At 74.8% G+C, this 21137-nt stretch carries 19 protein-coding genes; 13 read left to right on the forward strand and 6 right to left on the reverse strand.

The features are described 5' to 3' along the window. A partial coding sequence (locus tag ACERUJ_RS14445) for a hypothetical protein (protein ID WP_370249415.1) occupies positions 1 to 135 on the forward strand: 135 nt, incomplete at its 5' end. A gap of 44 nt (positions 136 to 179) precedes the next feature. Here the strand turns inward: ACERUJ_RS14445 and ACERUJ_RS14450 are convergent. Both ACERUJ_RS14450 and ACERUJ_RS14455 read right to left on the reverse strand, forming a co-directional pair. Continuing rightward, a complete protein-coding gene (locus ACERUJ_RS14450; RefSeq protein WP_370249371.1) occupies positions 180 to 1823 on the reverse strand; it encodes a DNA repair helicase XPB in 1644 nt (547 codons plus the stop codon). An 11-nt stretch (positions 1824 to 1834) separates the two neighbouring features. Then, positions 1835 to 4135 carry a helicase-associated domain-containing protein gene (locus ACERUJ_RS14455; RefSeq protein ID WP_370249373.1) on the reverse strand — a complete coding sequence of 767 codons (2301 nt, stop codon included), beginning with the start codon at positions 4133 to 4135 and terminating at the stop codon, positions 1835 to 1837. Positions 4136 to 4180: 45 nt separating this feature from the next. Between ACERUJ_RS14455 and ACERUJ_RS14460 the strand changes: the two genes are divergently transcribed. From ACERUJ_RS14460 to ACERUJ_RS14475, 4 genes are read left to right on the forward strand one after another with little or no spacing between them, the layout of a single operon-like run. Continuing rightward, entirely contained in the window at positions 4181 to 5002 is an 822-nt protein-coding gene (locus ACERUJ_RS14460; protein WP_370249375.1) for a PP2C family serine/threonine-protein phosphatase, read from the forward strand. After that, positions 4999 to 6276: an FHA domain-containing protein gene (locus ACERUJ_RS14465; RefSeq protein WP_370249376.1), complete on the forward strand. Its 1278-nt coding sequence runs from the start codon at positions 4999 to 5001 to the stop codon at positions 6274 to 6276. The genes ACERUJ_RS14460 and ACERUJ_RS14465 overlap by 4 nt, the downstream gene beginning before the upstream one ends. A 28-nt stretch (positions 6277 to 6304) precedes the next feature. Further along, on the forward strand, positions 6305 to 7459 hold the full coding sequence (locus ACERUJ_RS14470; protein ID WP_370249378.1) for an RDD family protein: 1155 nt from the start codon (positions 6305 to 6307) through the stop codon (positions 7457 to 7459). 8 nt (positions 7460 to 7467) lie between these two features. Then, positions 7468 to 7884 carry an SRPBCC family protein gene (locus tag ACERUJ_RS14475; protein WP_370249379.1) on the forward strand — a complete coding sequence of 139 codons (417 nt, stop codon included), beginning with the start codon at positions 7468 to 7470 and terminating at the stop codon, positions 7882 to 7884. Positions 7885 to 7894: 10 nt separating this feature from the next. Here the strand turns inward: ACERUJ_RS14475 and lepB are convergent, their stop codons facing one another. After that, positions 7895 to 8716, reverse strand: coding sequence for a signal peptidase I (lepB, locus tag ACERUJ_RS14480; protein ID WP_370249380.1), 822 nt, complete (start codon positions 8714 to 8716; stop codon positions 7895 to 7897). Between the two features lie 59 nt (positions 8717 to 8775). Further along, positions 8776 to 10944 (reverse strand): S8 family serine peptidase, encoded by a 2169-nt coding sequence (locus tag ACERUJ_RS14485; RefSeq protein WP_370249382.1) that lies wholly within the window; start codon positions 10942 to 10944, stop codon positions 8776 to 8778. A gap of 114 nt (positions 10945 to 11058) precedes the next feature. Between ACERUJ_RS14485 and ACERUJ_RS14490 the strand changes: the two genes are divergently transcribed. Together ACERUJ_RS14490 and ACERUJ_RS14495 are read left to right on the forward strand one after the other, a co-directional pair. Next, positions 11059 to 11697 carry an HAD family hydrolase gene (locus ACERUJ_RS14490; protein ID WP_370249383.1) on the forward strand — a complete coding sequence of 213 codons (639 nt, stop codon included), beginning with the start codon at positions 11059 to 11061 and terminating at the stop codon, positions 11695 to 11697. Between the two features lie 95 nt (positions 11698 to 11792). After that, positions 11793 to 12188 (forward strand): cold-shock protein, encoded by a 396-nt coding sequence (locus ACERUJ_RS14495; protein WP_370249416.1) that lies wholly within the window; start codon positions 11793 to 11795, stop codon positions 12186 to 12188. A 25-nt stretch (positions 12189 to 12213) separates the two neighbouring features. Here ACERUJ_RS14495 and ACERUJ_RS14500 read toward each other — a convergent pair whose 3' ends face one another. Further along, on the reverse strand, positions 12214 to 13713 hold the full coding sequence (locus ACERUJ_RS14500) for an MFS transporter (protein WP_370249384.1): 1500 nt from the start codon (positions 13711 to 13713) through the stop codon (positions 12214 to 12216). A gap of 121 nt (positions 13714 to 13834) precedes the next feature. Here ACERUJ_RS14500 and ACERUJ_RS14505 point away from each other — a divergent pair, with 121 nt between their 5' ends. Beyond that, positions 13835 to 14617 carry a DUF3027 domain-containing protein gene (locus ACERUJ_RS14505; protein WP_370249387.1) on the forward strand — a complete coding sequence of 261 codons (783 nt, stop codon included), beginning with the start codon at positions 13835 to 13837 and terminating at the stop codon, positions 14615 to 14617. 51 nt (positions 14618 to 14668) lie between these two features. Here ACERUJ_RS14505 and ACERUJ_RS14510 read toward each other — a convergent pair whose 3' ends face one another. After that, positions 14669 to 14965 (reverse strand): DUF2530 domain-containing protein, encoded by a 297-nt coding sequence (locus tag ACERUJ_RS14510; protein WP_370249388.1) that lies wholly within the window; start codon positions 14963 to 14965, stop codon positions 14669 to 14671. A 200-nt stretch (positions 14966 to 15165) separates the two neighbouring features. On the opposite strand from ACERUJ_RS14510, the gene ACERUJ_RS14515 reads away from it, so the two are divergent. The 5 genes from ACERUJ_RS14515 to tuf all read left to right on the forward strand — a co-directional run bounded on the left by ACERUJ_RS14515 (position 15166) and on the right by tuf (position 21047). After that, positions 15166 to 16497, forward strand: a complete 1332-nt coding sequence (locus ACERUJ_RS14515; RefSeq protein ID WP_370249389.1) for an MFS transporter — start codon at positions 15166 to 15168, stop codon at positions 16495 to 16497. A gap of 236 nt (positions 16498 to 16733) precedes the next feature. After that, entirely contained in the window at positions 16734 to 17108 is a 375-nt protein-coding gene (gene rpsL / locus ACERUJ_RS14520) for a 30S ribosomal protein S12 (RefSeq protein WP_056681807.1), read from the forward strand. A 1-nt stretch (position 17109) separates the two neighbouring features. Further along, on the forward strand, positions 17110 to 17580 hold the full coding sequence (gene rpsG / locus ACERUJ_RS14525; protein ID WP_370249391.1) for a 30S ribosomal protein S7: 471 nt from the start codon (positions 17110 to 17112) through the stop codon (positions 17578 to 17580). Positions 17581 to 17658: 78 nt separating this feature from the next. Continuing rightward, positions 17659 to 19782 (forward strand): elongation factor G, encoded by a 2124-nt coding sequence (fusA, locus tag ACERUJ_RS14530; protein ID WP_370249394.1) that lies wholly within the window; start codon positions 17659 to 17661, stop codon positions 19780 to 19782. A 71-nt stretch (positions 19783 to 19853) separates the two neighbouring features. Beyond that, positions 19854 to 21047: an elongation factor Tu gene (tuf, locus tag ACERUJ_RS14535; RefSeq protein WP_370249396.1), complete on the forward strand. Its 1194-nt coding sequence runs from the start codon at positions 19854 to 19856 to the stop codon at positions 21045 to 21047. The last annotated feature ends 90 nt before the right edge of the window (positions 21048 to 21137 follow it).

Here is a 21137-nt window from a genome sequence, read left to right on the forward strand (position 1 = left end):
GTGGCCCGCTTCTACACCGTGGTCTCGCGCGACACCGTCGACGCCGACTTCGCCCAGCACCGGCAGCGCTTCCTCGCCGAGCAGGGCTACGCCTACCGCCTCCTCGACGCCGAGGACCTCGCGGGCGAGTCCTGACGACGCCGGCGCCGGGGCCCTGGGGGGGCCCGGCGCCGTCGTCGTCAGGACTCGACCGCGAGGTCCTCGGCGTCGAGGATGCGGTAGGCGTAGCCCTGCTCGGCGAGGAAGCGCTGCCGGTGCTGGGCGAAGTCGGCGTCGACGGTGTCGCGCGAGACCACGGTGTAGAAGCGGGCCACCTTGCCGGTGCGCCCGGGGCGCAGCAGCCGGCCCAGCCGCTGGGCCTCCTCCTGACGGCTGCCGAAGGACCCCGAGACCTGGATGGCGACCTCGGCCGAGGGCAGGTCGATGGAGAAGTTGGCGACCTTCGAGACCACCAGGATGCCGATCTCGCCGGAGCGGAACGCGTCGTAGAGCCGCTGGCGCTCCTTGACCGGCGTCTCCCCGCTGATCACGGGGGCGTCCAGCGCCTCGCTCAGCTCGTGCAGCTGGTCGAGGTACTGCCCGATCACCAGCGTCGGCTGGCCGGCGTGCTTGGCCACCAGCTCGCGCACCACCAGCGTCTTCTGCAGGGTGCAGGAGGCCAGGCGGTAGCGCTCCTCCGGCTCGGAGGTGGCGTAGGCGATCCGCTCGCCCTCGGGCAGGGTGACGCGCACCTCCACGCAGTCGGCGGGGGCGATCCACCCCTGGGACTCGATGTCCTTCCACGGGGCGTCGTAGCGCTTGGGGCCGATGAGGGAGAACACGTCGCCCTCGCGGCCGTCCTCGCGCACGAGCGTGGCGGTGAGGCCGATGCGGCGCCGCGCCTGCAGGTCGGCGGTCATCCGGAAGATCGGCGCGGGCAGCAGGTGCACCTCGTCGTAGACGATCAGGCCCCAGTCGCGGGCGTCGAGCAGCTCCAGGTGGGGGTAGACGCCCTTCCGCTTGGTGGTGAGCACCTGGTAGGTGGCGATCGTGACCGGGCGGATCTCCTTGGTGGTGCCGGAGTACTCGCCGATCTCGTCCTCGGTGAGCGTGGTGCGCCGCACCAGCTCGTCCTTCCACTGCCGCGCGCTGACGGTGTTGGTGACCAGGATCAGCGTCGTGGCCTGGGCCTGGGCCATCGCGGCCGCCCCGACCAGCGTCTTGCCGGCCCCGCAGGGCAGCACGACCACACCCGACCCGCCGTGCCAGAACGACTCCGCGGCCTCGGCCTGGTAGGGCCGCAGCTCCCAGCCGTCGGGCGCGAGGCTGATCGGGTGGGCCTCGCCGTCGACGTAGCCCGCGAAGTCCTCGGCCGGCCAGCCCAGCTTGAGCAGGGCCTGCTTGAGGTTGCCGCGCTCGGAGCCGTGCACGACGACGGTGTCGTCGTCGACGCGGGCGCCGAGCATGCCGGCCACCTTCTTGGCCCGCAGCACCTCCTCCAGCACCGGCCGGTCGGTGCTCACCAGCACCAGCCCGTGGCTGGGGTGCTTCTCCAGGCGCAGCCGGCCGTAGCGGGCCATCGTCTCGGCGACGTCGACCAGCAGGGCGTGCGGCACCGCGTAGCGGCTGTAGGCCAGCAGGGTGTCGATCACCTGCTCGGCGTCGTGGCCGGCCGCCCGGGCGTTCCACAGCCCCAGCGGCGTGAGCCGGTAGGTGTGCACGTGCTCGGGGGAGCGCTCCAGCTCGGCGAACGGGGCGATGGCGCGTCGACAGGCCGCCGCCTGCTCGTGGTCGATCTCGAGCAGGAGGGTCTTGTCCGACTGGACGATCAGGGGGCCGCTCACAACACTCCAGCCTACGGAGCCGGTGGTACCTCCCCGGGGGCGACCGGGCGCGCGGACGTGATCCGGTGCACGCGGAAGGCCCGACCGGCGTCGGCACGGTGGTCGTGGGCGATGAGGCTGCCGCCCTCGAGGTCGCGCGGGGTGACCAGCCGGTCGCTCGCCACGCCCTGGTCGTCGACGTACCCGATCAGCACGTCGTGACTGCGCTCCAGCGCCTCCCGCAGCACCGCCAGGGTGGAGGCGGGGGTGACCATCTCGCGCGGGTCGGGGGCGCCCGAGCGCAGCCGACCGGCCCGGTCGCCGGCCCGCAGCGCGGTGACGGCGGCGCCGATGCGGGTGAGGTCGCGCAGCGCCCGGGGGGCCTCGCGCTCGCCGGGGGTGCGGGCGCGCAACGGTTCGGGGCGGGCCACCACCACGCTGCCGTCGGCGGCCTCCACCACGGGCGCGGCCCCGAGCTCGCGCAGGCGCGGGAGCAGCACCTCGATCGGGATGCTGCTCACCAGCACCGTCGGGGCGAGCCGTCGCAGGCCGAGACCGGCCGCGCGGGGGTGGTGCAGCAGCTCGGCGAGCGCGGTCTCGTCGTCGGCGCGCAGGAACGCCTCGGCGTGACCGACCCGGATCCGGCCGAAGGTGCGCACGGTGTCGTCGATGAGGTAGGTCAGCGGCTGCGGCACCGGCGTGCGCGAGACCGACGTGACGAAGGCGTGCAGCTCGACCGCCGTCCACCCCAGGTCGAGGGCGTGGCGCACCGAGCCGGGGGTGAAGCGGTACACGGTGGCGCCCCCGCGCGACTCGACCTCGGCCACCGACTGCAGCTGTCGGGCCAGTGCCGCCTCCAGCGGGCCGGGGGCGACGGCGGTGAGGTCGGCCTGGAGCAGCACGTGGTCCACCGGGGCCGGCAGCAGCGGGGCGAGCAGGGCGGCGACGTCGTCCTCGGCGGCGCCGGCCAGCAGCGCGCGGCCCGGCGAGGCGACGCCGTCGCGGGCCACGAGGCCCCACTCCGCCGCCTCGGCGAGCGTCCAGAGCACGTGGGTCTCGCGCTGGCGCGGGCGGCGGGGGCGGTGCCAGGCCAGCTGGGCCACCAGCGACGGCGGGCCGGTGCCGCTGGCCAGCCCCTCGCCCGGGGGGAGTGCCGCGAGCAGGTCGAGCGCCGCGTGCCGGGTCTCCGGGAGCCCGGGGGCCACGAGCTCCACCGACAGTGCGGTGCGGGTCTTGCGGGCCTCGTCCTTGGTGCCGGCGAGGGCCGGGGTGCGCGGGCTGTCGAGCCAGGTGCGCACCAGCCGGATCCAGCGCACCGCGGGCGGGGCGGCGGCCCAGGTGTCGAAGGCGTCGGTGGGCACCCACACCGGATCGCCCTCGGCGTCGGCGCGGCTGCCCAGCAGTCCGGCGGCGTGCGCGGTCTCGAGGAACAGCGCGGCGGTGGCCTCGGGCACCTGCAGCAGGGCGGCCGCGGCCCGCAGGTCACGCACGCCGACGCCGCCGCTGCGCAGCACCCCGGGCGGGTCGGCGCCCCAGGCCTCCAGCAGCAGCTCGACCCGGCGCACCGCCTCGAAGGCCGCGCCCGCGGCGATGGAGTCGACCACCGCGGGGTCGCGGGGCGTGCTCAGCAGCGGCGGGACGGCGTCGACGGCCGCGGAGGTCGTGCGACCCCCGCGCACCGCGAGCCCGACCTCCCCGGGCACCACGACGACGCGGCGGCCCTGGGTGCGGGGCACCAGCAGGCCGCGGGCCAGCAGCTCCTCGGCGGGGGTGGCGGCGTCGGCGGGGGCCACGGCCAGCCGTGCGGTGCCGGGATCGGCCTCGCTGCGGTGGTCCACCACGTGGCGCAGCATCGCCAGCGCCGCGGGGGAGAGCTCCTGCAGGGCGCCGCGCAGGTCGGCGTCCTCGCGCGGGGGCAGGCCGCGGGGGAGCAGGCCCGAGGTGCCGGGGCCGGTGCCGAGCGCGTCGGCCACCCCTGCCACGGCCCGCCACCCCAGCGAGGACTCCCAGGCCAGGGCGAGGTCGACCAGGCGGTCGAGCGCCCCGTGGGTGGCCTCCGGGGCCGCGTGCACGAGCGTGGCGAGCTCGTCGCGTGTGGTTTGACCCGCCACCACGAGGGCATCGAGGACCGTGAGCTCGAGCAGGGTGAGCTGATCGAGTGCGCGCATCACCGAGGCGCGCACCGTCGCCCGGGACGCGAGATGGCCGAAGTCGTGAGGGGCAGGTGTGGACAGATCCGGGCGCGCCAGGAGCAGGGCGGTCAACCGCTCGTCGGACCAGCTGCGGAGCTGGTCGGCCAGGGAGCGGAAGCCGGAGGCTGCGGAGGTGCCCATCGGGTCCACGCTACTGCCCGTCCCGCTCCCGTCCGGGTGGAGCCGATGAGCCGCGTCGAGCTGCACCACGGCGCCGCCACCGACGTCGGCCTGGTGCGTGAGGTCAACGAGGACGCCTACCTCGTGGCGCCGCCGGTCTTCGTCGTGGCCGACGGCATGGGCGGCCACGACCGGGGCGACATCGCCAGCCGGATCGTGGTCGAGGAGTTCCGCCGCCTGGCCGAGGCCGGCTACCCCGCCCACAGCGGCTCGGAGGTGATCGCGGCGACCCTGCGCGCCGCCCAGGACCGCATCGGGGCCTACGACGCCGACCGACGGGCCGAGGGCGCCGCCGACTTCAACGCCGGCACCACCGCCGTCGTCGCCCTCCTCGTGGAGCAGGACGGCGCCCCCCGCTGGCTGCTGGCCAACCTCGGCGACTCGCGGATCTACCGGTGCAGCGGGGGAGCGCTGGAGCAGGTGAGCGTCGACCACAGCGTCGTGCAGGAGCTCATCACCGCCGGTGCGCTGCGGCCCGAGGAGGCTGAGCACCACCCCGAGCGCCACGTCATCACCCGCGCGCTGGGCGGGCAGGGCGCGATCGAGGCCGACTACTTCCTGCTCCCGCTGGCCTCGGCCGAACGGCTGCTGCTGTGCACCGACGGCGTGAGCGGCATGGTGGCCGACGACGTCCTGGCCGGCATCCTCGCCGGGGCGCCGGACCCCCGCGACGCCGCCGACCGGGTGGTCGCCGCCGCGGTCGCGGCCGGAGGGCGCGACAACGCCACGGCGGTCGTGATCGATGTGGTGGGATGGAGCGCTGATGACGGGTACGACTCCGACGCCTCGCGCCGGAGCCTGCAGGAGAAACTGGGAGCACTGCCATGAGCCTTCCGACGAGCCCGCCGACGGGTGCCGACACGGGGGCCGTGACCGGCCCGGCGTCGCTGGCGCGCTGGACCTTCCGGCCCGGCCCCTGGACGGCCGCGCTGGGGCGCGTGAGCGTGGTCGGTCCCGCCGACCTCACCCCGCGGATCGCGGCCGCGTGGGCGGTCGACGCGGCCGGCGGCAGCACTGGTGAGGTGCTCGGCGCGCTGCTGCCCGGCGGACTCGCCGACCTCGAGTCGGTCTCCGACCTCGCGGTCGTCGTGCGCGAGCCCGACCGCGTGGTGGTGCTCGTGCGCGGCGCGCTGCGCGTGCACGCCCGCGGCGGCGTCGGCGGCGACCGGGTGTGCGAGGGCGCCGGCACCCTCACCTGGGTCGAGCACACGCTGATCGAGCCCGCCGAGCTCACCGTCGAGCTGCCCGCCGCGGACGCCGACGACGCGCCGGTGACCCCCGAGTACGCCGTGCCGGCCGGGCTGGTGCGGGTGGCCGCGCTGCGCTGGGGGCTCGCGCCCGCCGCGGCGCCGGCCGCCGCGACCGCGGTCGTGCCGCCGCCCCTGCCGGAGCCCGAGCCCGAGCCGGAGTCCGCCCCGGAGCCCGCCCCGGAGCCCGCGCGTGACGCTGCCGCCGACCCGTTGAGCTCGCCGCTGTCCTCGCTGACCGACGCCGGGTTCGCGCCGCCGTTCCCGGAGGACCCCACGGTCCCGCCCGCCCTGCCGCCCCTGCCCGTCGTCCCGCCCCCGCCGCCGTCGGTGGACGGGCCCGACGACGAGCCGCCCACCGAGGCGCTGCCCGCCGTGCCCCCGGCCCCGCCCGGGCCCGACGACGTCGCCTCGCCCGACCACGACGGCCTCACCCAGATCGGTGCGTCCCCGACGCCCGCGCCGCCCGACCCGCTCGCCGGACCCGGCCCCGTGCCGGGCACGGTCGTGGCGCGCATCCAGGTCAATGACGGCGAGCCGATCGACATCGACCGCGCCGTGCTCGTCGGCCGCGCGCCGGAGGCGCGTCAGCTCGGCGACGGCGTGCTGCCGCGGCTGCTGCCGGTGCCCAGCCCGATGCAGGAGATCTCCTCCACCCACCTCGAGATCCGCCCCGGCACGGGCCCCGACCACGGCAGCGCCGTGGCCACGGACCTCGGCTCCACCAACGGCACCGTGGTGGTGCTCCCGGGCCTGCCGCCCGAGGAGCTGCGCCCCGGGGTCGCGTGGCAGCTGGTGCCCGGCGCGGTGATCAACCTCGGCGACGGCGTGATGATCCACGTCCTGCGCCCGTGAGCCCCCGCCGTCCGCCCCGGGGCGTGCGGTGAGCACGCCCGCGGCCCCCGGCGTGCCCGGATCGACCGTCCCGCCGGCCGCCGACCTCGACCGACGCTTCTACGCCTTCGCCGTCGACCGGCTGCTGGCGTGGCCGCTGCTCGCCGGCGCGGTCGCGCTCGCGTGGTGGCGCTTCCTCGACGACGACCGTTGGGGCCCCGGGATCGTGACCGTCCTGGCCGCGGTCGTGGTCGTGTGGGTGGGGTGGGCGTTGCCCACGGGCCTGCGCGGCACCACGCCCGGCAAGGCGCTGCTGGGCCTGCGCGTCCTCGACGCCGACACCGGGCGTCCGCTGGGGCTCGGCCGGGGGCTGCTGCGGGACGCGGTGGTCGGCGCGCTCACCTGGCCGACGGCCGGGCTCGGCCTGGCCACGTCGGGCTGGGCCGCGGTGATGGACCCCGCCCGGCGTCGGCGCGGTCTGCACGACCGGCTCGTGCGCTCGGTCGTGGTGGACGTGCGGCCCGCGCCGGCCCCGGTCGAGGACGAGCCCGAGGCGCCGCGGCAGGTCGTCAACCTCACCGCCCTGCGGCTCGCCCCCGTCGCGGCCCGCCCCACCGTCGACGCCGTGCCGGCCGCGACCCCCGGCCCGGCTCCGGGACCGACCGCGGGGGAGGAGCGCACCACCGCCGTGCCGACGCCCGCCGCCGGCGTCGTCCCCCTGGCAGCGCCCGCGACCCCGCCCGCGACCCCGCCCTCCGCGGCGCCGGTGACCCCGCCCGCCCCGTCCGCTCCGGTCGCACCGCCGCCGAGGCCCGCCCCGGCAGCACCGCCCGCCCCCGCAGGCCCGCCACCCGCGCCGGCCCCGCTACCCACCTGGGAGGTCGGGTTCGACACCGGCGAGACGCTGGTCGTGGCGGGACTGGCCCTGGTCGGCCGCGGGCCCGAGCCCCGCGCCGGCGAGCCCGTCGCCCACCTGGTGGCGCTGCGCTCGGAGGACATGTCGCTGTCCAAGACCCACGCCCAGTTCCAGGTCGCGCCCGACGGCGCGCTGGTGGTCATGGACCGGGGTTCCACCAACGGATCGGTGCTGATGCGTCAGGGTGTCACCCGGACGCTCACCGCGGGCCGTCCCACGACCCTGGTCGTGGGCGACATGGTGCGGTTCGGCGACCGCGTCATGACCGTGCACCGCCGCACCCCGTAGGAGCCCCGATGACCTTCGAGCACACCGAGACCGCCACCACCACCGCCGACGCCGACGCCGTGTGGGCGCTGTGGAGCGACCCCGCCACCTGGGCCACCTGGGACCCGCCGGTGCAGGAGGTCGTGCTGGACGGACCGTTCGCCGAGGGCGCCACCGGCACCCTCACCCTCGCCGGCCCGTTCGCGGTGCCGGTGCGCCTGGAGGTCGTGGAGCCGGGGCGCCGCTACCTCGACGTGCTGGAGATGGGCGAGCTGCGGATCCGCATCGACCACGTCCTCACCCCCCGCGCCGAGGGTGGCTGCGACCTGGTGGTGCACACCGTGATCGACGGGCCCGGCGCGGCCGACATCGGACCGATGGTCACCAGCGAGGCGCCGGTGGCGCTGGCCGCGCTGGCGGCGATGGCCGAGGGCCGTCCCGCCTGAGCGAGGTGGTTCAGGAGGGGTCGGGCACGTCGTCGAAGGCGTCGGGGCGCCCGATGCCTTCGGCGTGGCTCAGCGGCCAGACCAGCGCGAACACCTTGCCCACCACGAGGTCGACCGGCACGAACGCGCGATCCTCGTCGCAGCGCTTGTTGCGGGGGTTGCACAGCCGGTCGGAGGAGTCCGCGGAGTGCGCCCGGTTGTCGCCCATCACGAACAGCCGGTCCTCCGGCACGGTGACCGACCAGTCCTCGGTGCAGTTGTTCACCATCGGGCCGTCGCAGCCGTACTCGCGCCGCACGAACTCCGACTCGTCCACGGGCACGCCGTTGATGATCAACCGGCCCTGGTCGTCGCAGCACTCGATGGTGTCGCCGGGCAGGCCGATCACGCGCTTCACCAGGTGGCCGCCGGTGGGGTAGAGCCCCACCCGGGCCAGGCCCTTGGAGAGCAGGGTGGTGGGACCGGTCTCGGGGCCGGTCAGCCAGCCGCCCGGGTCCTCGAACACCACGACGTCGCCGCGCTGCGGCTCGCCGCCGAACCAGTAGCTGACCTTCTGCACCAGGATCCGGTCGTTCCTGACCAGCCCCGGCTCCATGGACTCGGAGGGGATGTAGAAGGCCTGCATGAAGGCGGTCTTGATGATCAGCGCCATCCCGAGGGCCACCGCGAGCAGCACGACGGTCTCGAGCCACAGCGGGGTCCGGCGCCGACGGCGTGCGGTCTGCTCGCCCGCGGGCTTCGCGAGGTCCACCCCGCCCGCACCGGGTGCGGCGGCGTCGGCGGGCCTCCCGGTCGAGGACGGCTCGGCGGGGGGCTGCGGATCGTCGTGCACCCGCCCGACCCTACGTCAGCGGGCTGAGCGTCACCTGAGGGATCGCCGTTCTGGTCGGCTCAGGGCGTGAGGAGCACCGGCAGTCGGCTGCGGCTGCCGTCGTCGCCGCGCCAGGTGAGCACGACGCCGCGCACCGCGGGCCCGGCGGCGTCGTCGGCACGGGCGATCCGCACCACGCCCCGGGCGCCGGGGCGCAGCCGCAGCACGGCCGGGGTGACCACGAGGCCCGACCCGGCGGGCGGGGTGACGACGTAGGTGACGGTGCCCTCGCCGAGGTGGGTGAGCACCCGCCGGGCGGTGCCGCCGGTGCGCGGGAGCAGGACGCCGGGGGTGTTCAGCAGCGGCTGCTCGCCCTGCCACCAGGTGCGGTAGCGCTCGGGGGCGACCACCGCGGTGAGCCCCGGGCGACGGCGCGGGAAGGTGCCGAGCCGTCCGCCGCCGGCGGCGCGGACGTCGGTGCGGCCGGCCAGCGGGCGGGTGCCGGTGGCCAGCGCGGCCCGCACCACCGGCACCGACCACCCGGGACGGGTGAGCAGGCGCGCGGCGGTGCCGGCCACGAGCGCCGACGCCGCCGAGGTGCCGGACAGGAACGCCGCCGGGTCGCTGCCCGGCACCGCGCCGACCAGGCCGGTGCCCGGCGCCACGAGGTCGGGCTTGATCAACCCGCTGCCGGTGGCGCCCCGCGGGGAGGTCGGGCCGACCCGCGGCGGCGCCCGCCGGACCCCGGTGGGGAGCAGGTCGACGCGTCCGCGGGGCCGCTCGGCCAGCCACCGGAGCAGACGACGCCCGGCGCCACCGGTGAGGTGGACGGTGGGCACGGCGTGCGGATCGGCGTCGACCGCGGCGCGCCCGGTGTTGAGCAGGATCATGCCGGCGCCGTCGGCGCGGGCCACCGCGGCGGACTTGTCCACCCGGGCCACCCGACCGCGCAGGCACACCACGACGGCCCCGGACACCGCGGCGGCGTCGAGGCTGCCGGGCTCGCAGGAGCGGGCGCGGGTGCGCGACACCCCGGTCGCCGCGACGTCGGCACCCCGCACCACTCGCCGGTCGGTGACGGCGCGACCGGACAGCATCGCCCCGGCCAGCCGCACCTCGGCCCCGCGCGGCGCGCCGCGCAGCCGGACGACGCCGCGGGGCTGGTCGCCCTCCAGGGCCCCGACGCTGAGCACCCACGGCACGGGGTGGGCCGGTGCCGCCGGCGCGGCGCCCGCGGCGGCCACCGCCAGGACGCCCTCCTCGGTGGCGCCCAGCAGCGCCAGGTCGACGACGTCGGCACCCCCCGGCAGCGGGGCGGGGTCGGCGGCGTCGCCGCGACGGGACAGCGGGTCGGCGTCGCCGGTGGGCAGGTGGAGCACGTCGACACCGTCGCCGATCGCGGCCTCGATCGCGGCCACGACGTCGGCGGTCGCGCAGCCGTCGTCGGCCGGGTCGGGCGCGTTCCAGCAGGCCTTGTAGACCCCGAGCCGGGCGTCGGGCGCCTGGCCACCGGTGCGGGCGGCGCGGGGTCCGGCGCCGGCGACCTTCACCCCGGGGTTGCCGGCCACCAGGGCGGCCACCACGCTGCCGTGGCCGTCGGTGTCGCGCGGGGACAGCACGGCCCGCGCGGCCAGGGCGTCGGCGCCGAAGCCGGCGACGAACCAGCGTGCGGCGGCCACGGCGTCGCCGCAGTCGGCGGCGGTCCACTGCTCGCCGGTCGTGCACCGCTCGGTGCGCTCGGGGCGGGCGGGTCGTCCGAGGGCGGCGAAGGACGGGCTCTCCGGGGCGATCCCGGTGTCGATCAGTCCCACCACCACACCCGCCCCGCCTCGCGCCGGCGCCGCCACGGCGGTGCCGGCCCCGGCCCGCACCCCGGCCAGCGGCAGCACCCGGTTGCGCTCCACCGCCCGCACCGCGGGGTCGAGGGCGAGCGCGCGTGCCTGCGCGTCGTCGAGGCGCACGGCCACGCCGTTGAGCGCGCGGGTGTAGCGGTACACGACCTCGGGGCCGCCGACCTCGGCCAGCACCGTCTGCTGGCGGCGCTGGGCCAGCGCGGTGAGCAGTGCCCGCAGCGTGGGGTCGGGCTGCGTCGGCACGCGCGGGTCGTCGAACACCACCAGGTACAGCTCGGTGGCGTCGGCCGCGGCCGCGCCGTCCTCGGCGCGTGCAGGGCCGGCGGGAGCGCTCAGCAGGGTGGCCAGGCAGGCGGCGAGGGCCAGCAGGGCGGCGCGCGGCGTCGTCCGGGCCACCTGTCCACCTCCCCCCGCCGCGGGGGTCGCGGCCTGCTCGGCCTCCCATTGTGGCCCACGGCACCCACCCGGCGCGGCGCCCCGGGGGTGGGAGCGGCGCCCTAGGATCGGGGTGTGGCCGGACACGTCGTGGGATTCGACCTGGACATGACCCTGATCGACACGGTGCCCGGCTTCCGCGCCACCCTCACGGTGCTCGCCGAGGAGCTCGGCGTCGCGCTGCCGATCGAGGAGATGACGCGGGTCCTCGGGCCGCCGCTGGACCACATGCTCGCCCCCCACCTGCCCCCGGAGGCGATCGGCCCGGCCGGCGACCGGTTCCGCGCGCTCTACCCCGAGCACGCCGTCCCCGCCATCCCGCTGCTGCCCGGCGCCCGCGAGGCGGTGGCCGCCGTGCGGGAGCAGGGCGGTCGCGTCGTCGTCGTGACCGGCAAGTACCCGCCGAACGCCCGGCTGCACCTGGAGCACCTCGACCTCGAGGTCGACCACCTCGAGGGCTGGGTGTGGGGCGTGGGCAAGGCCGACGCGCTGCGGCGCGAGGGTGCGGGCTGGTACGTCGGCGACCACGTGCACGACGTCGAGGGCGCCCTGGCCGCCGGCGTGCGCAGCGTCTCGGTGCTCACCGGGGGCTCCACCCGCGCCGAGCTCGAGGCCGCCGGCACCCACGAGATCCTGCCCGACCTCACCGGCTTCCCGGCGTGGTGGGCCCGCGCCGCCCCCGGGGGACCGGCGTCGGCACCCACTACGCTGTGAGGGCGAGCCCGGTCGCGACGACCGGGCTCCGTACGCGCCCGGGCCCGTGGTCCGGGGCCGCGGTGGTGCTCCAGCGAGGGTGAGAGGTGGCGACGGTGCCGCAGGGCAAGGTGAAGTGGTTCGACGAGGCCAAGGGGTTCGGGTTCCTCTCCCAGGAGGACGGCCCCGACGTCTACGTGCACGCCGAGGCGCTCCCCGACGGCCTCACCAGCATCAAGCCCGGCACCCGCGTGGAGTTCGGGCTCGCCCAGGGCCGCCGCGGCGACCAGGCGCTGCAGGTGCGGGTGCTCGACGCCCCCGCCTCGGTGACGCGCAACCGGCGCCAGGCCCAGCGCAAGAAGCCCGAGGAGATGACCACCATCGTGGAGGACCTCATCCGGCTGCTCGACGACCTCGGCGAGGGCTACCGCCGCGGCCGCCAGCCCGAGCGCGCCACCGGTCGCGCCACCGCCAAGCTGCTGCGCGCGCTGGCCGACGAGCTCGAGGCCTGAGCCCGGCCGACCGATCCGCGTCGGCTCACTCGCGGCCGGCGGGCCGGGGCGCGGAGGGGTCGGGCGTGGCGAGCAGGTCCGCCCGCGCCGCCGGGGCGCGGCCGGCGGGTCGCCGTCCGCCGCGCGGACGCGAGCCGAGCACGAACAGGGTCCAGGCCAGCAGCACCGCGGCGGCCACCCCCAGCCCCAGGCGCGGCTCGAGCGGCAGCGCGATGCCGACGAAGCCGCCGATCACCCACGCCAGCTGCAGGGTGGTGTCGGAGCGGGCGAAGGCGCTGGCCTGGACGTGGGCGGGCACCCCGGACTGGATCGTGGAGTCCAGGGAGACCTTGGCCAGCGACTGCGCCAGCCCGGCCACCAGGCCCAGGCCGACCAGCGCCAGCACGCCGTACAGCAGACCGCCGACCAGCACGATGGCGGCGTCGGCGAGCAGGGCGAAGGTCACCGTCACCGCCGGGTTGATCCGGCGCAGCACCGAGGCGAGCAGGATGCCCACGGTGTTGCCCAGCCCCGCCCCGCCGAGCACGAGGCCGAGCAGGATCGCCGGCTCCCAGTCACCGATCGGCTCCTCGCGCAGCAGGAAGGCCATGTACATCGTGAGGAACCCCGACAGGAACCGCGGACCGCAGTTGGCGCGCAGCGCGTAGGCCACCGCCGAGGGGATCTGCGTGCCCCGGCGCGCGCCGCCCGCCGCGCGCATCGACACCGAGGCCTCCCCCTCGGAGGAGTCGACCTGGGCGGGGAGCAGGATCGCGGCGATCGTGCCCGCCACGAACACCACGAAGGCGTAGCGCAGCGACCACTCCGCCCCGATCAGGGCCGCACCGCCGGCCAGCGGCGCCGACAGCGCCCCGCCCACGACGCCGGCGAGCGAGACCCGGCCGTTGGCTTTGACCAGCGTGATGCCCTCGGGTCGCAGTCGCGGCACCGCCGCCGCGCGGGTGACGCCGTAGGCCTTGGAGGCCACCAGCACGCCCAGCGCCGCCGGGTACAGCAGCGCCGAGTCGGCCGCGACCGCCCCGGCGAGCACCCAGCACAGGAAGGCCCGCAGCGCGAACGTGGCGCCGATCGCCCAGCGGCGGCCGTGGCTGAACCGGTCGAGGAACGGCCCGATCAGCGGCGCCACGATCGCGAACGGCAGCATCGTCAGGCCGAGGAACAGCGCCACCTGCCCGCGCGCCTCGCTCGTGGCGCCGGCGAAGAAGACGGTCGTGGCCAGCGAGATCGCCACTGCGGCGTCGGCGGCGGCGTTGGCGGCGTGGAGGTAGATCAGCCGGTTCAGCCCCGAGGCGTCCGCGCCCTCCGCCTCCGCCGCGCGCCGGGCGTGGCGCACGGCGAACCGGCCGAAGCGGCGGGTGGCCCGTGCCGTAGCCGCCAGGCCCCGCCCGGCACCCCGGGCCCCCGCGCCCAGGCCCTGGCCGACCGCGTGGGCCGTGCCCGGCCGGTCCGAGGCGCGCGACGCGCCGGACCCGCCGGCCGGCGGGTCGGACGGTCCGGGCCTCGGGTCGGAGGGCGGTGAGGTCATGGCCCCCATCCTGCCGCCTCCGCGGGGACGTCACCGACATCCGCGGGGTGAGGCGCCGCCCACGGAGGTCGTGGCGGCCCCCGACGAGACACCGGGCCGGGGGATCGGTGAGAATACGCCGGTGACCACCCTGCTGCGCCCCCAGCCCGACTCCGTCGCCGCGCGCGCCGTCGGGCTGGCCCGAGAGGCCGTGCTCCTCGAGGCCGCCGCCGACGAGGTCGGCGAGCACCTCGGCGTCGAGGCCGAGGTCGAGGCGGAGCGCACCGTCACCCACCACTTCGCCTGCACCCGCGCCGGCTACCGCGGCTGGCGCTGGGCCGTCACGCTCGTGCGCGCCTACCGGCAGTCGCAGGTCACCGTCACCGAGGTCGTCCTCGTGCCCGGCGAGGACGCGATCGTCGCCCCGCCGTGGGTGCCGTACCGCGACCGCCTCCAGCCCGGCGACCTCAGCCCCGGCGACCTGCTCCCGGTCCCCGACGAGGACCCGCGCCTCGTGCCCACCTACTCCTTCGGCGACGACCCGCTCGACGCCGACGAGAAGGCCCAGATCCGCGAGGTCGCGAAGGACCTCGGCCTGGGGCGCGTGCGCACCCTCAGCATCGAGGGCCGCGACCTCGCCGCCCAGCGCTGGCACGACGGCGACGGCGGCCCCGGGTCGCCGCTCGCCCAGGCCGCCCCGCACCCCTGCCACTCCTGTGGCTTCCTGGTGCGCCTGGCCGGGCCGCTGGCCGGCATGTTCGGCGTCTGCGCCAACGGCGACGCCAACGACGACGGCCGCGTCGTCACCCTCGACCACGGCTGCGGCGCCCACTCCGAGGTGCGCCTGGCCAAGAAGCACGGTCCCCAGCCGCTGCCCGAGCACGTCGTCGACACCCTCACCGACGACGTCATCCTCGGCCTCTGAGCGCCGCCCCCCGGTCCTGCGGGCGGGACGCCGCGCCGACCCCGCGCGAGGTCAGCGGGAGCGGCGACGGCGCCGGACGTACTCCAGGCCGAGCAGGCCCAGGCCGGTGCCGGTGAGGCAGGTCCACAGCCACCAGCCCTGGTCGGCGTCCTGGAGCCGGCCGTAGAACGGCAGCAGGGCGAGGAACCCGAGGAAGAACAGGGCGGTGCCGACCTCGACGGTGCGCACGCCGTCGACGTCCAGCGGCGCGACGTCGGCGACCAGGTAGGTGCGGTTGCGGAACTCGTGGTGGCCCGGCGGGGTGGGGTCCTGCGCGGGAGCGGGGCCGGGGGCCGGGGCGTCGGTCACGGCCCCAACCTAGCGCCCGTCGCCAGGCGTGGGCAGGTGGTCGCGGGGGAATACCGACCCGGCGGGACGACGTTGGACAGCACAGGCACGCGCCCGTCCCGACGCCACCGCGACCCGGTGGCCGTCGGGGTCGCGCGGGCCGCGCGACCCGCACCTCCCGACCCGCCACCGCGGGCCGGTCCCGGCGTCGAGAGGACCCCGTGAGCCCCACCTTCAGAGCCCTGCGCATCCGCAACTACCGGCGCTACGCCCTCGGCAGCGTGGTGTCGAACATCGGCACCTGGATGCAGCGCATCGCGCAGGACTGGTTGGTGCTCACCCTCGGGGGCGGCGGCGTGGCGCTCGGCGTCACCACCGGTCTGCAGTTCCTGCCCATCCTGCTGCTCTCGGCGTGGGCCGGGGTGCTGGCCGACCGGGTGCCCAAGCGCCGGCTGCTGCAGGTCACCCAGGGCGGCATGATGCTCGCCGCCGGCGCCCTGGGGCTCCTCGCGGTCACCGAGACGGCCGAGGTCTGGCACGTCTACGCGCTCGCGTTCGTGTTCGGCGTCTTCGCCGCGATCGACGGCCCGGCCCGCCAGTCCTTCGTCTCCGAGATGGTGGGGCCCGAGGACATCACCAATGCCGTGGGTCTGAACTCCGCGGCCTTCAACCTCGCCCGTCTCATCGGGCCCGCGCTCGCCGGGCTGCTGATCCACGCGCTGGGCGACGGCACCTCGGCCACCGGCTGGGTGATCCTGCTCAACGCGGTGTCGTACCTGGCCGTCATCGCCCAGCTGCAGCGCATGGACGTCGACGCCCTCCACACCCCGCGGCTGCGCGGTCGCGAACCCGGGGCGCTGCGGGAGGGGGTGCGCTACGTGCGCAGCCAGCCCCACATGGTGATGATCCTGGTCCTGGTGTTCTTCGCCGGCACGTTCGGCATGAACTTCCAGGTGGCCTCGGCCCTCATCGCCACCGAGGTCTTCGACAAGGGCGCGGGGGAGTACGGCGTGCTCGGCTCGGCGGTCGCCGTCGGGTCGCTGGCCGCGGCGCTGCTCGCGGCACGCCGGGTGCGCGTGCGGCTGCGGCTGCTCGTGCTCGCCGGCGCCGGCTTCGGCACCGCGCTCGTGGTGGCCTCGCTGATGCCGACCTACGCCCTGTTCGCCGCGATGGCCCCGGTGATCGGCCTGTGCTCGCTGACCATGCTCACCACCGCCAACGCCACCTTGCAGCTCACGGCCGCGCCCGAGCTGCGGGGCCGGGTGATGGCGCTGTACATGACCGTCGTCATGGGCGGGACGCCGCTCGGCTCGCCGCTCATCGGACTCGTGGGCGACTGGCTCGGCGCCCGGTGGACCTTCGCGGTCGGGGGCCTGCTGACCCTCGCCGGCGTCGCGCTCGCCCTGGCCGTCTACGCCGCCGGGGCCGGCGGGTGGCGCGCCCTGCTGGCCGACGTCCGGCGGGTGCCCCGCACCGCCGCCGACACCCCCGCCGACCGGGCCGAGGCGGCCGTCGCGACCGAGGCCGTGGAGCCCACCGCGACCGGGAGATGACGCCGTCGCGGAACCCCGCACGGGCCCGGCGCGTTACCGATTTGAGCAACCTCTCGCCACGCGAGTAGCCTCACACCCTGTGCCTGGACCCATCAGGCACCTCACGCGTGCCCGGAAACCGATCCCCGGCCCCCGGACCGATCCGCCCCGGCGCGCAGTGGCACGACGTACGACCGCACGACCCCGCCCGCGCACGGTGCGCGGAGCGTGAGAGTAGAACGAAAGGGAACCACCAGGTGCCCACCATTCAGCAGTTGGTCCGCAAGGGCCGCCAGGACAAGGTGTCCAAGAACAAGACGCCTGCCCTGAAGGGATCGCCGCAGCGACGCGGCGTCTGCACGCGTGTGTACACGACCACCCCGAAGAAGCCGAACTCCGCCCTGCGCAAGGTCGCCCGTGTGCGTCTGAGCAGCGGCGTCGAGGTCACCGCCTACATCCCGGGTGTGGGTCACAACCTGCAGGAGCACTCGATCGTGCTCGTGCGCGGCGGCCGTGTGAAGGACCTTCCCGGCGTCCGTTACAAGATCATCCGCGGCTCGCTCGACACCCAGGGTGTCAAGAACCGCAAGCAGGCCCGCAGCCGCTACGGCGCGAAGAAGGAGAAGAGCTGACATGCCGCGCAAGGGTCCCGCGCCGAAGCGGCCGATCGACGTCGACCCCGTCTACGGGTCGCAGCTGGTCTCCCAGCTCGTGAGCAAGGTGCTGATCGACGGCAAGAAGCAGGTCGCGCAGCGCATCGTGTACTCCGCCCTCGAGGGCTGCCGTGAGAAGACCGGCACCGACCCCGTGGTCACCCTCAAGCGTGCGCTCGAGAACGTGAAGCCCGCCATCGAGGTCAAGTCCCGCCGCGTCGGTGGTGCCACCTACCAGGTCCCGATCGAGGTCAAGGGCACGCGCGGCACCACGCTCGCGCTGCGCTGGCTCGTGGGCTACGCCCAGGACCGCCGCGAGAAGACCATGAGCGAGCGGCTCATGAACGAGATCCTCGACGCCTCCAACGGCCTGGGTGCCGCGGTGAAGAAGCGCGAGGACACGCACAAGATGGCCGAGTCGAACAAGGCTTTCGCCCACTACCGCTGGTGATCGTCGTCGTCGGCGCCCCCACCGGGGCGCCGGCGGCACCCACCACCACTCCCGAACGCGAAGGAACGCTGAACCACAGTGGCCGTCAACATCACCACGGACCTCAACGTCGTCCGCAACATCGGCATCATGGCGCACATCGATGCCGGCAAGACCACCACCACCGAGCGGATCCTCTTCTACACCGGCATCAGCTACAAGATCGGTGAGGTCCACGATGGCGCGGCCACCATGGACTGGATGGAGCAGGAGCAGGAGCGGGGGATCACCATCACCTCCGCCGCCACCACCTGCTGGTGGAAGAACCACCAGATCAACATCATCGACACCCCCGGGCACGTCGACTTCACCGTCGAGGTCGAGCGCTCGCTGCGCGTCCTCGACGGCGCCGTCGCGGTGTTCGACGGTGTGGCCGGTGTCGAGCCGCAGAGCCAGACCGTGTGGCGCCAGGCGAACAAGTACGCCGTGCCCCGGATGTGCTTCGTCAACAAGCTCGACCGCACCGGTGCCGACTTCTACCGCGTGGTCGACTCCATCGTGCAGAAGCTCAACTCGACCCCGCTGATCCTGCAGATCCCGATCGGCACCGAGGGCGACTTCATCGGTGTCGTCGACCTGGTCGCGATGACCGCCAAGGTCTGGCGCGGCGAGACCGCCCAGGGCGAGGACTACGTGGTCGAGGAGATCCCGGCCGACCTCGCCGACAAGGCCGCCGAGTACCGCGAGAAGCTCGTCGAGACCCTCGCCGAGGCCGACGACGCGATCATGGAGGTCTACCTCGAGGAGGGCGACGTCTTCGACGTGCCCACCCTCAAGGCCGCCATCCGTCGCGCGACCCTGGCCGACAAGCTCAACCCGATCCTCACCGGCACCGCGTTCAAGAACAAGGGCGTCCAGCCCTTGCTCGACGCCGTCGTCGACTACCTCCCCAGCCCGCTGGACGTGGAGGGCATCGTCGGCCACAAGCCGAACGCGGAGGAGACCCCGGAGAACGAGGTCACCCGCAAGCCGTCGGTCGACGAGCCGCTCTCGGCGCTGGCGTTCAAGATCGCGGCCGACCCCCACCTGGGCCGCCTCACCTTCGTGCGCGTCTACTCGGGCAAGCTCGAGGCCGGCGCCACCGTGCTGAACTCCAGCAACGGTCGCAAGGAGCGGATCGGCAAGGTCTACCAGATGCACGCCAACAAGCGTGAGGAGATCGCCTCGGTCGGCGCCGGTCAGATCGTCGCCGTCATGGGCCTCAAGGACACCCGCACCGGGCACACCCTCTCCGACGCCGCCAACCCGGTGGTGCTGGAGTCGATGACCGTCCCGGCGCCGGTGATCGAGGTCGCGATCGAGCCCAAGACCAAGTCCGACCAGGAGAAGCTGGGTGTCGCCATCCAGCGCCTGGCCGAGGAGGACCCGACCTTCGTCGTCAAGACCGACGAGGAGACGGGCCAGACCATCATCGCGGGCATGGGCGAGCTCCACCTCGAGATCCTCGTGGACCGCATGAAGCGCGAGTTCAAGGTCGAGGCGACCGTCGGCAAGCCGCAGGTGGCCTACCGCGAGACCATCCGCGGCTCGGTGTCGAACCACAGCTACACCCACAAGAAGCAGACCGGTGGTTCGGGCCAGTTCGCGAAGGTCGTCATCTCGATCGAGCCGAACATCAACCCCGAGACCGGCACCGGTGCGGGCTACGAGTTCGTCAACAACGTCTCCGGTGGCCGCGTGCCCCGCGAGTACATCCCGTCGGTGGACCAGGGCGGTCAGGACTCCATGGAGTTCGGCGTGCTCGCGGGCTACCCGATGGTCGACGTCAAGTTCACCCTCGAGGACGGCGCCTACCACGACGTCGACTCCTCGGAGCTGGCGTTCAAGATCGCCGGTGCGCAGGCCTTCAAGGAGGCCGCCCGCATGGCGAAGCCTGTCCTGCTCGAGCCGATGTTCGCCGTGGAGGTGACCACGCCGGAGAACTTCCTCGGCACCGTCATCGGCGACATCAACTCGCGCCGTGGCCAGGTCCGCGCGCAGGAGGAGCGGCACGGCGACCTCGTCGTGAGCGCCCTCGTGCCGCTGTCCGAGATGTTCGGGTACGTTGGCGACCTGAGGTCCAAGACCTCTGGCCAGGCGTCGTACTCGATGGAGTTCGACTCGTACGCCGAGGTTCCTTCGAACATCGCCGACGAGATCGTCAAGAAGGCCCGCGGCGAGTAGTCCTCGCTCGGCCCTCGGCCGCATCACCACCAGTACGAGTCACGTCACACACACCATCAGGAGGAGCCCCAGTGGCTAAGGCGAAGTTCGAGCGGACCAAGCCGCACGTCAACATCGGCACGATCGGTCACATCGACCACGGGAAGACGACGCTCACCGCGGCGATCTCGAAGGTCCTGCACGACAAGTACCCGGACCTCAACCCGTTCACGCCGTTCGACGAGATCGACAAGGCTCCCGAGGAGCGTCAGCGCGGTATCACCATCTCGATCGCGCACGTCGAGTACCAGACCGAGGGCCGCCACTACGCCCACGTCGACTGCCCCGGTCACGCCGACTACATCAAGAACATGATCACCGGCGCGGCGCAGATGGACGGCGCGATCCTCGTGGTGGCCGCCACCGACGGTCCCATGCCGCAGACCCGCGAGCACGTGCTGCTCGCCCGCCAGGTCGGCGTGCCCGCCCTGGTCGTGGCGCTCAACAAGTGCGACATGGTCGACGACGAGGAGCTCATCGAGCTCGTCGAGATGGAGGTGCGCGAGCTCCTCAGCGAGTACGAGTTCCCGGGCGACGACATCCCGGTCGTGCGCGTGGCCGCGTTCCCGGCCCTCAACGGCGACGCCAAGTGGGCCGAGTCCGTGGCCGAGCTCATGGCGGCGGTCGACGACTACATCCCGACCCCCGAGCGTGAGACCGACAAGCCGTTCCTCATGCCCGTCGAGGACGTCTTCACGATCACCGGTCGTGGCACCGTCATCACCGGTCGTATCGAGCGCGGCATCATCAAGGTCAACGAGGAGGTCGAGATCATCGGCATCCGCGAGACCGCTCAGAAGAGCACCGTCACCGGTGTCGAGATGTTCCGCAAGCTCCTCGACGAGGGCCAGGCCGGCGAGAACGTCGGTCTGCTCCTGCGCGGTACCAAGCGCGAGGACATCGAGCGCGGCATGGTCGTGATCAAGCCGGGCACCACCACCCCGCACACCAACTTCGAGGCGAACGTCTACATCCTCTCGAAGGAGGAGGGCGGCCGTCACACGCCGTTCTTCAACAACTACCGCCCGCAGTTCTACTTCCGGACCACCGACGTCACCGGCGTCGTGACCCTGCCGGAGGGCACCGAGATGGTCATGCCGGGTGACAACACCGAGATGTCGGTCGAGCTCATCCAGCCCATCGCCATGGACGAGGGCCTGCGGTTCGCCATCCGTGAGGGTGGCCGCACCGTCGGCGCCGGCCGCGTCACCAAGATCACCAAGTGATCCGAGCGCCGTTCGGCGCTCCCCGCTTCACCACGAGGCCCCGCACCGCTCGCCGGTGCGGGGCCTCGTGCCGTCCCCGACCCCGAAGGC

Source organism: Nocardioides sp. (assembly GCF_964228225.1).
In the GTDB taxonomy this organism is placed as follows: Bacteria; Actinomycetota; Actinomycetes; order Propionibacteriales; family Nocardioidaceae; genus Nocardioides.

Coding starts and splice junctions, on each gene's coding strand:
- ACERUJ_RS14455 (WP_370249373.1), bottom strand. CDS start 4,135: ATGGGCACCTCCGCAGCCTCCGGCTTCCGCTCCCTGGCCGACCAGCTC.
- ACERUJ_RS14465 (WP_370249376.1), top strand. CDS start 4,999: ATGAGCCTTCCGACGAGCCCGCCGACGGGTGCCGACACGGGGGCCGTG.
- ACERUJ_RS14475 (WP_370249379.1), top strand. CDS start 7,468: ATGACCTTCGAGCACACCGAGACCGCCACCACCACCGCCGACGCCGAC.
- ACERUJ_RS14460 (WP_370249375.1), top strand. CDS start 4,181: ATGAGCCGCGTCGAGCTGCACCACGGCGCCGCCACCGACGTCGGCCTG.
- rpsG (WP_370249391.1), top strand. CDS start 17,110: ATGCCGCGCAAGGGTCCCGCGCCGAAGCGGCCGATCGACGTCGACCCC.
- ACERUJ_RS14500 (WP_370249384.1), bottom strand. CDS start 13,713: ATGACCTCACCGCCCTCCGACCCGAGGCCCGGACCGTCCGACCCGCCG.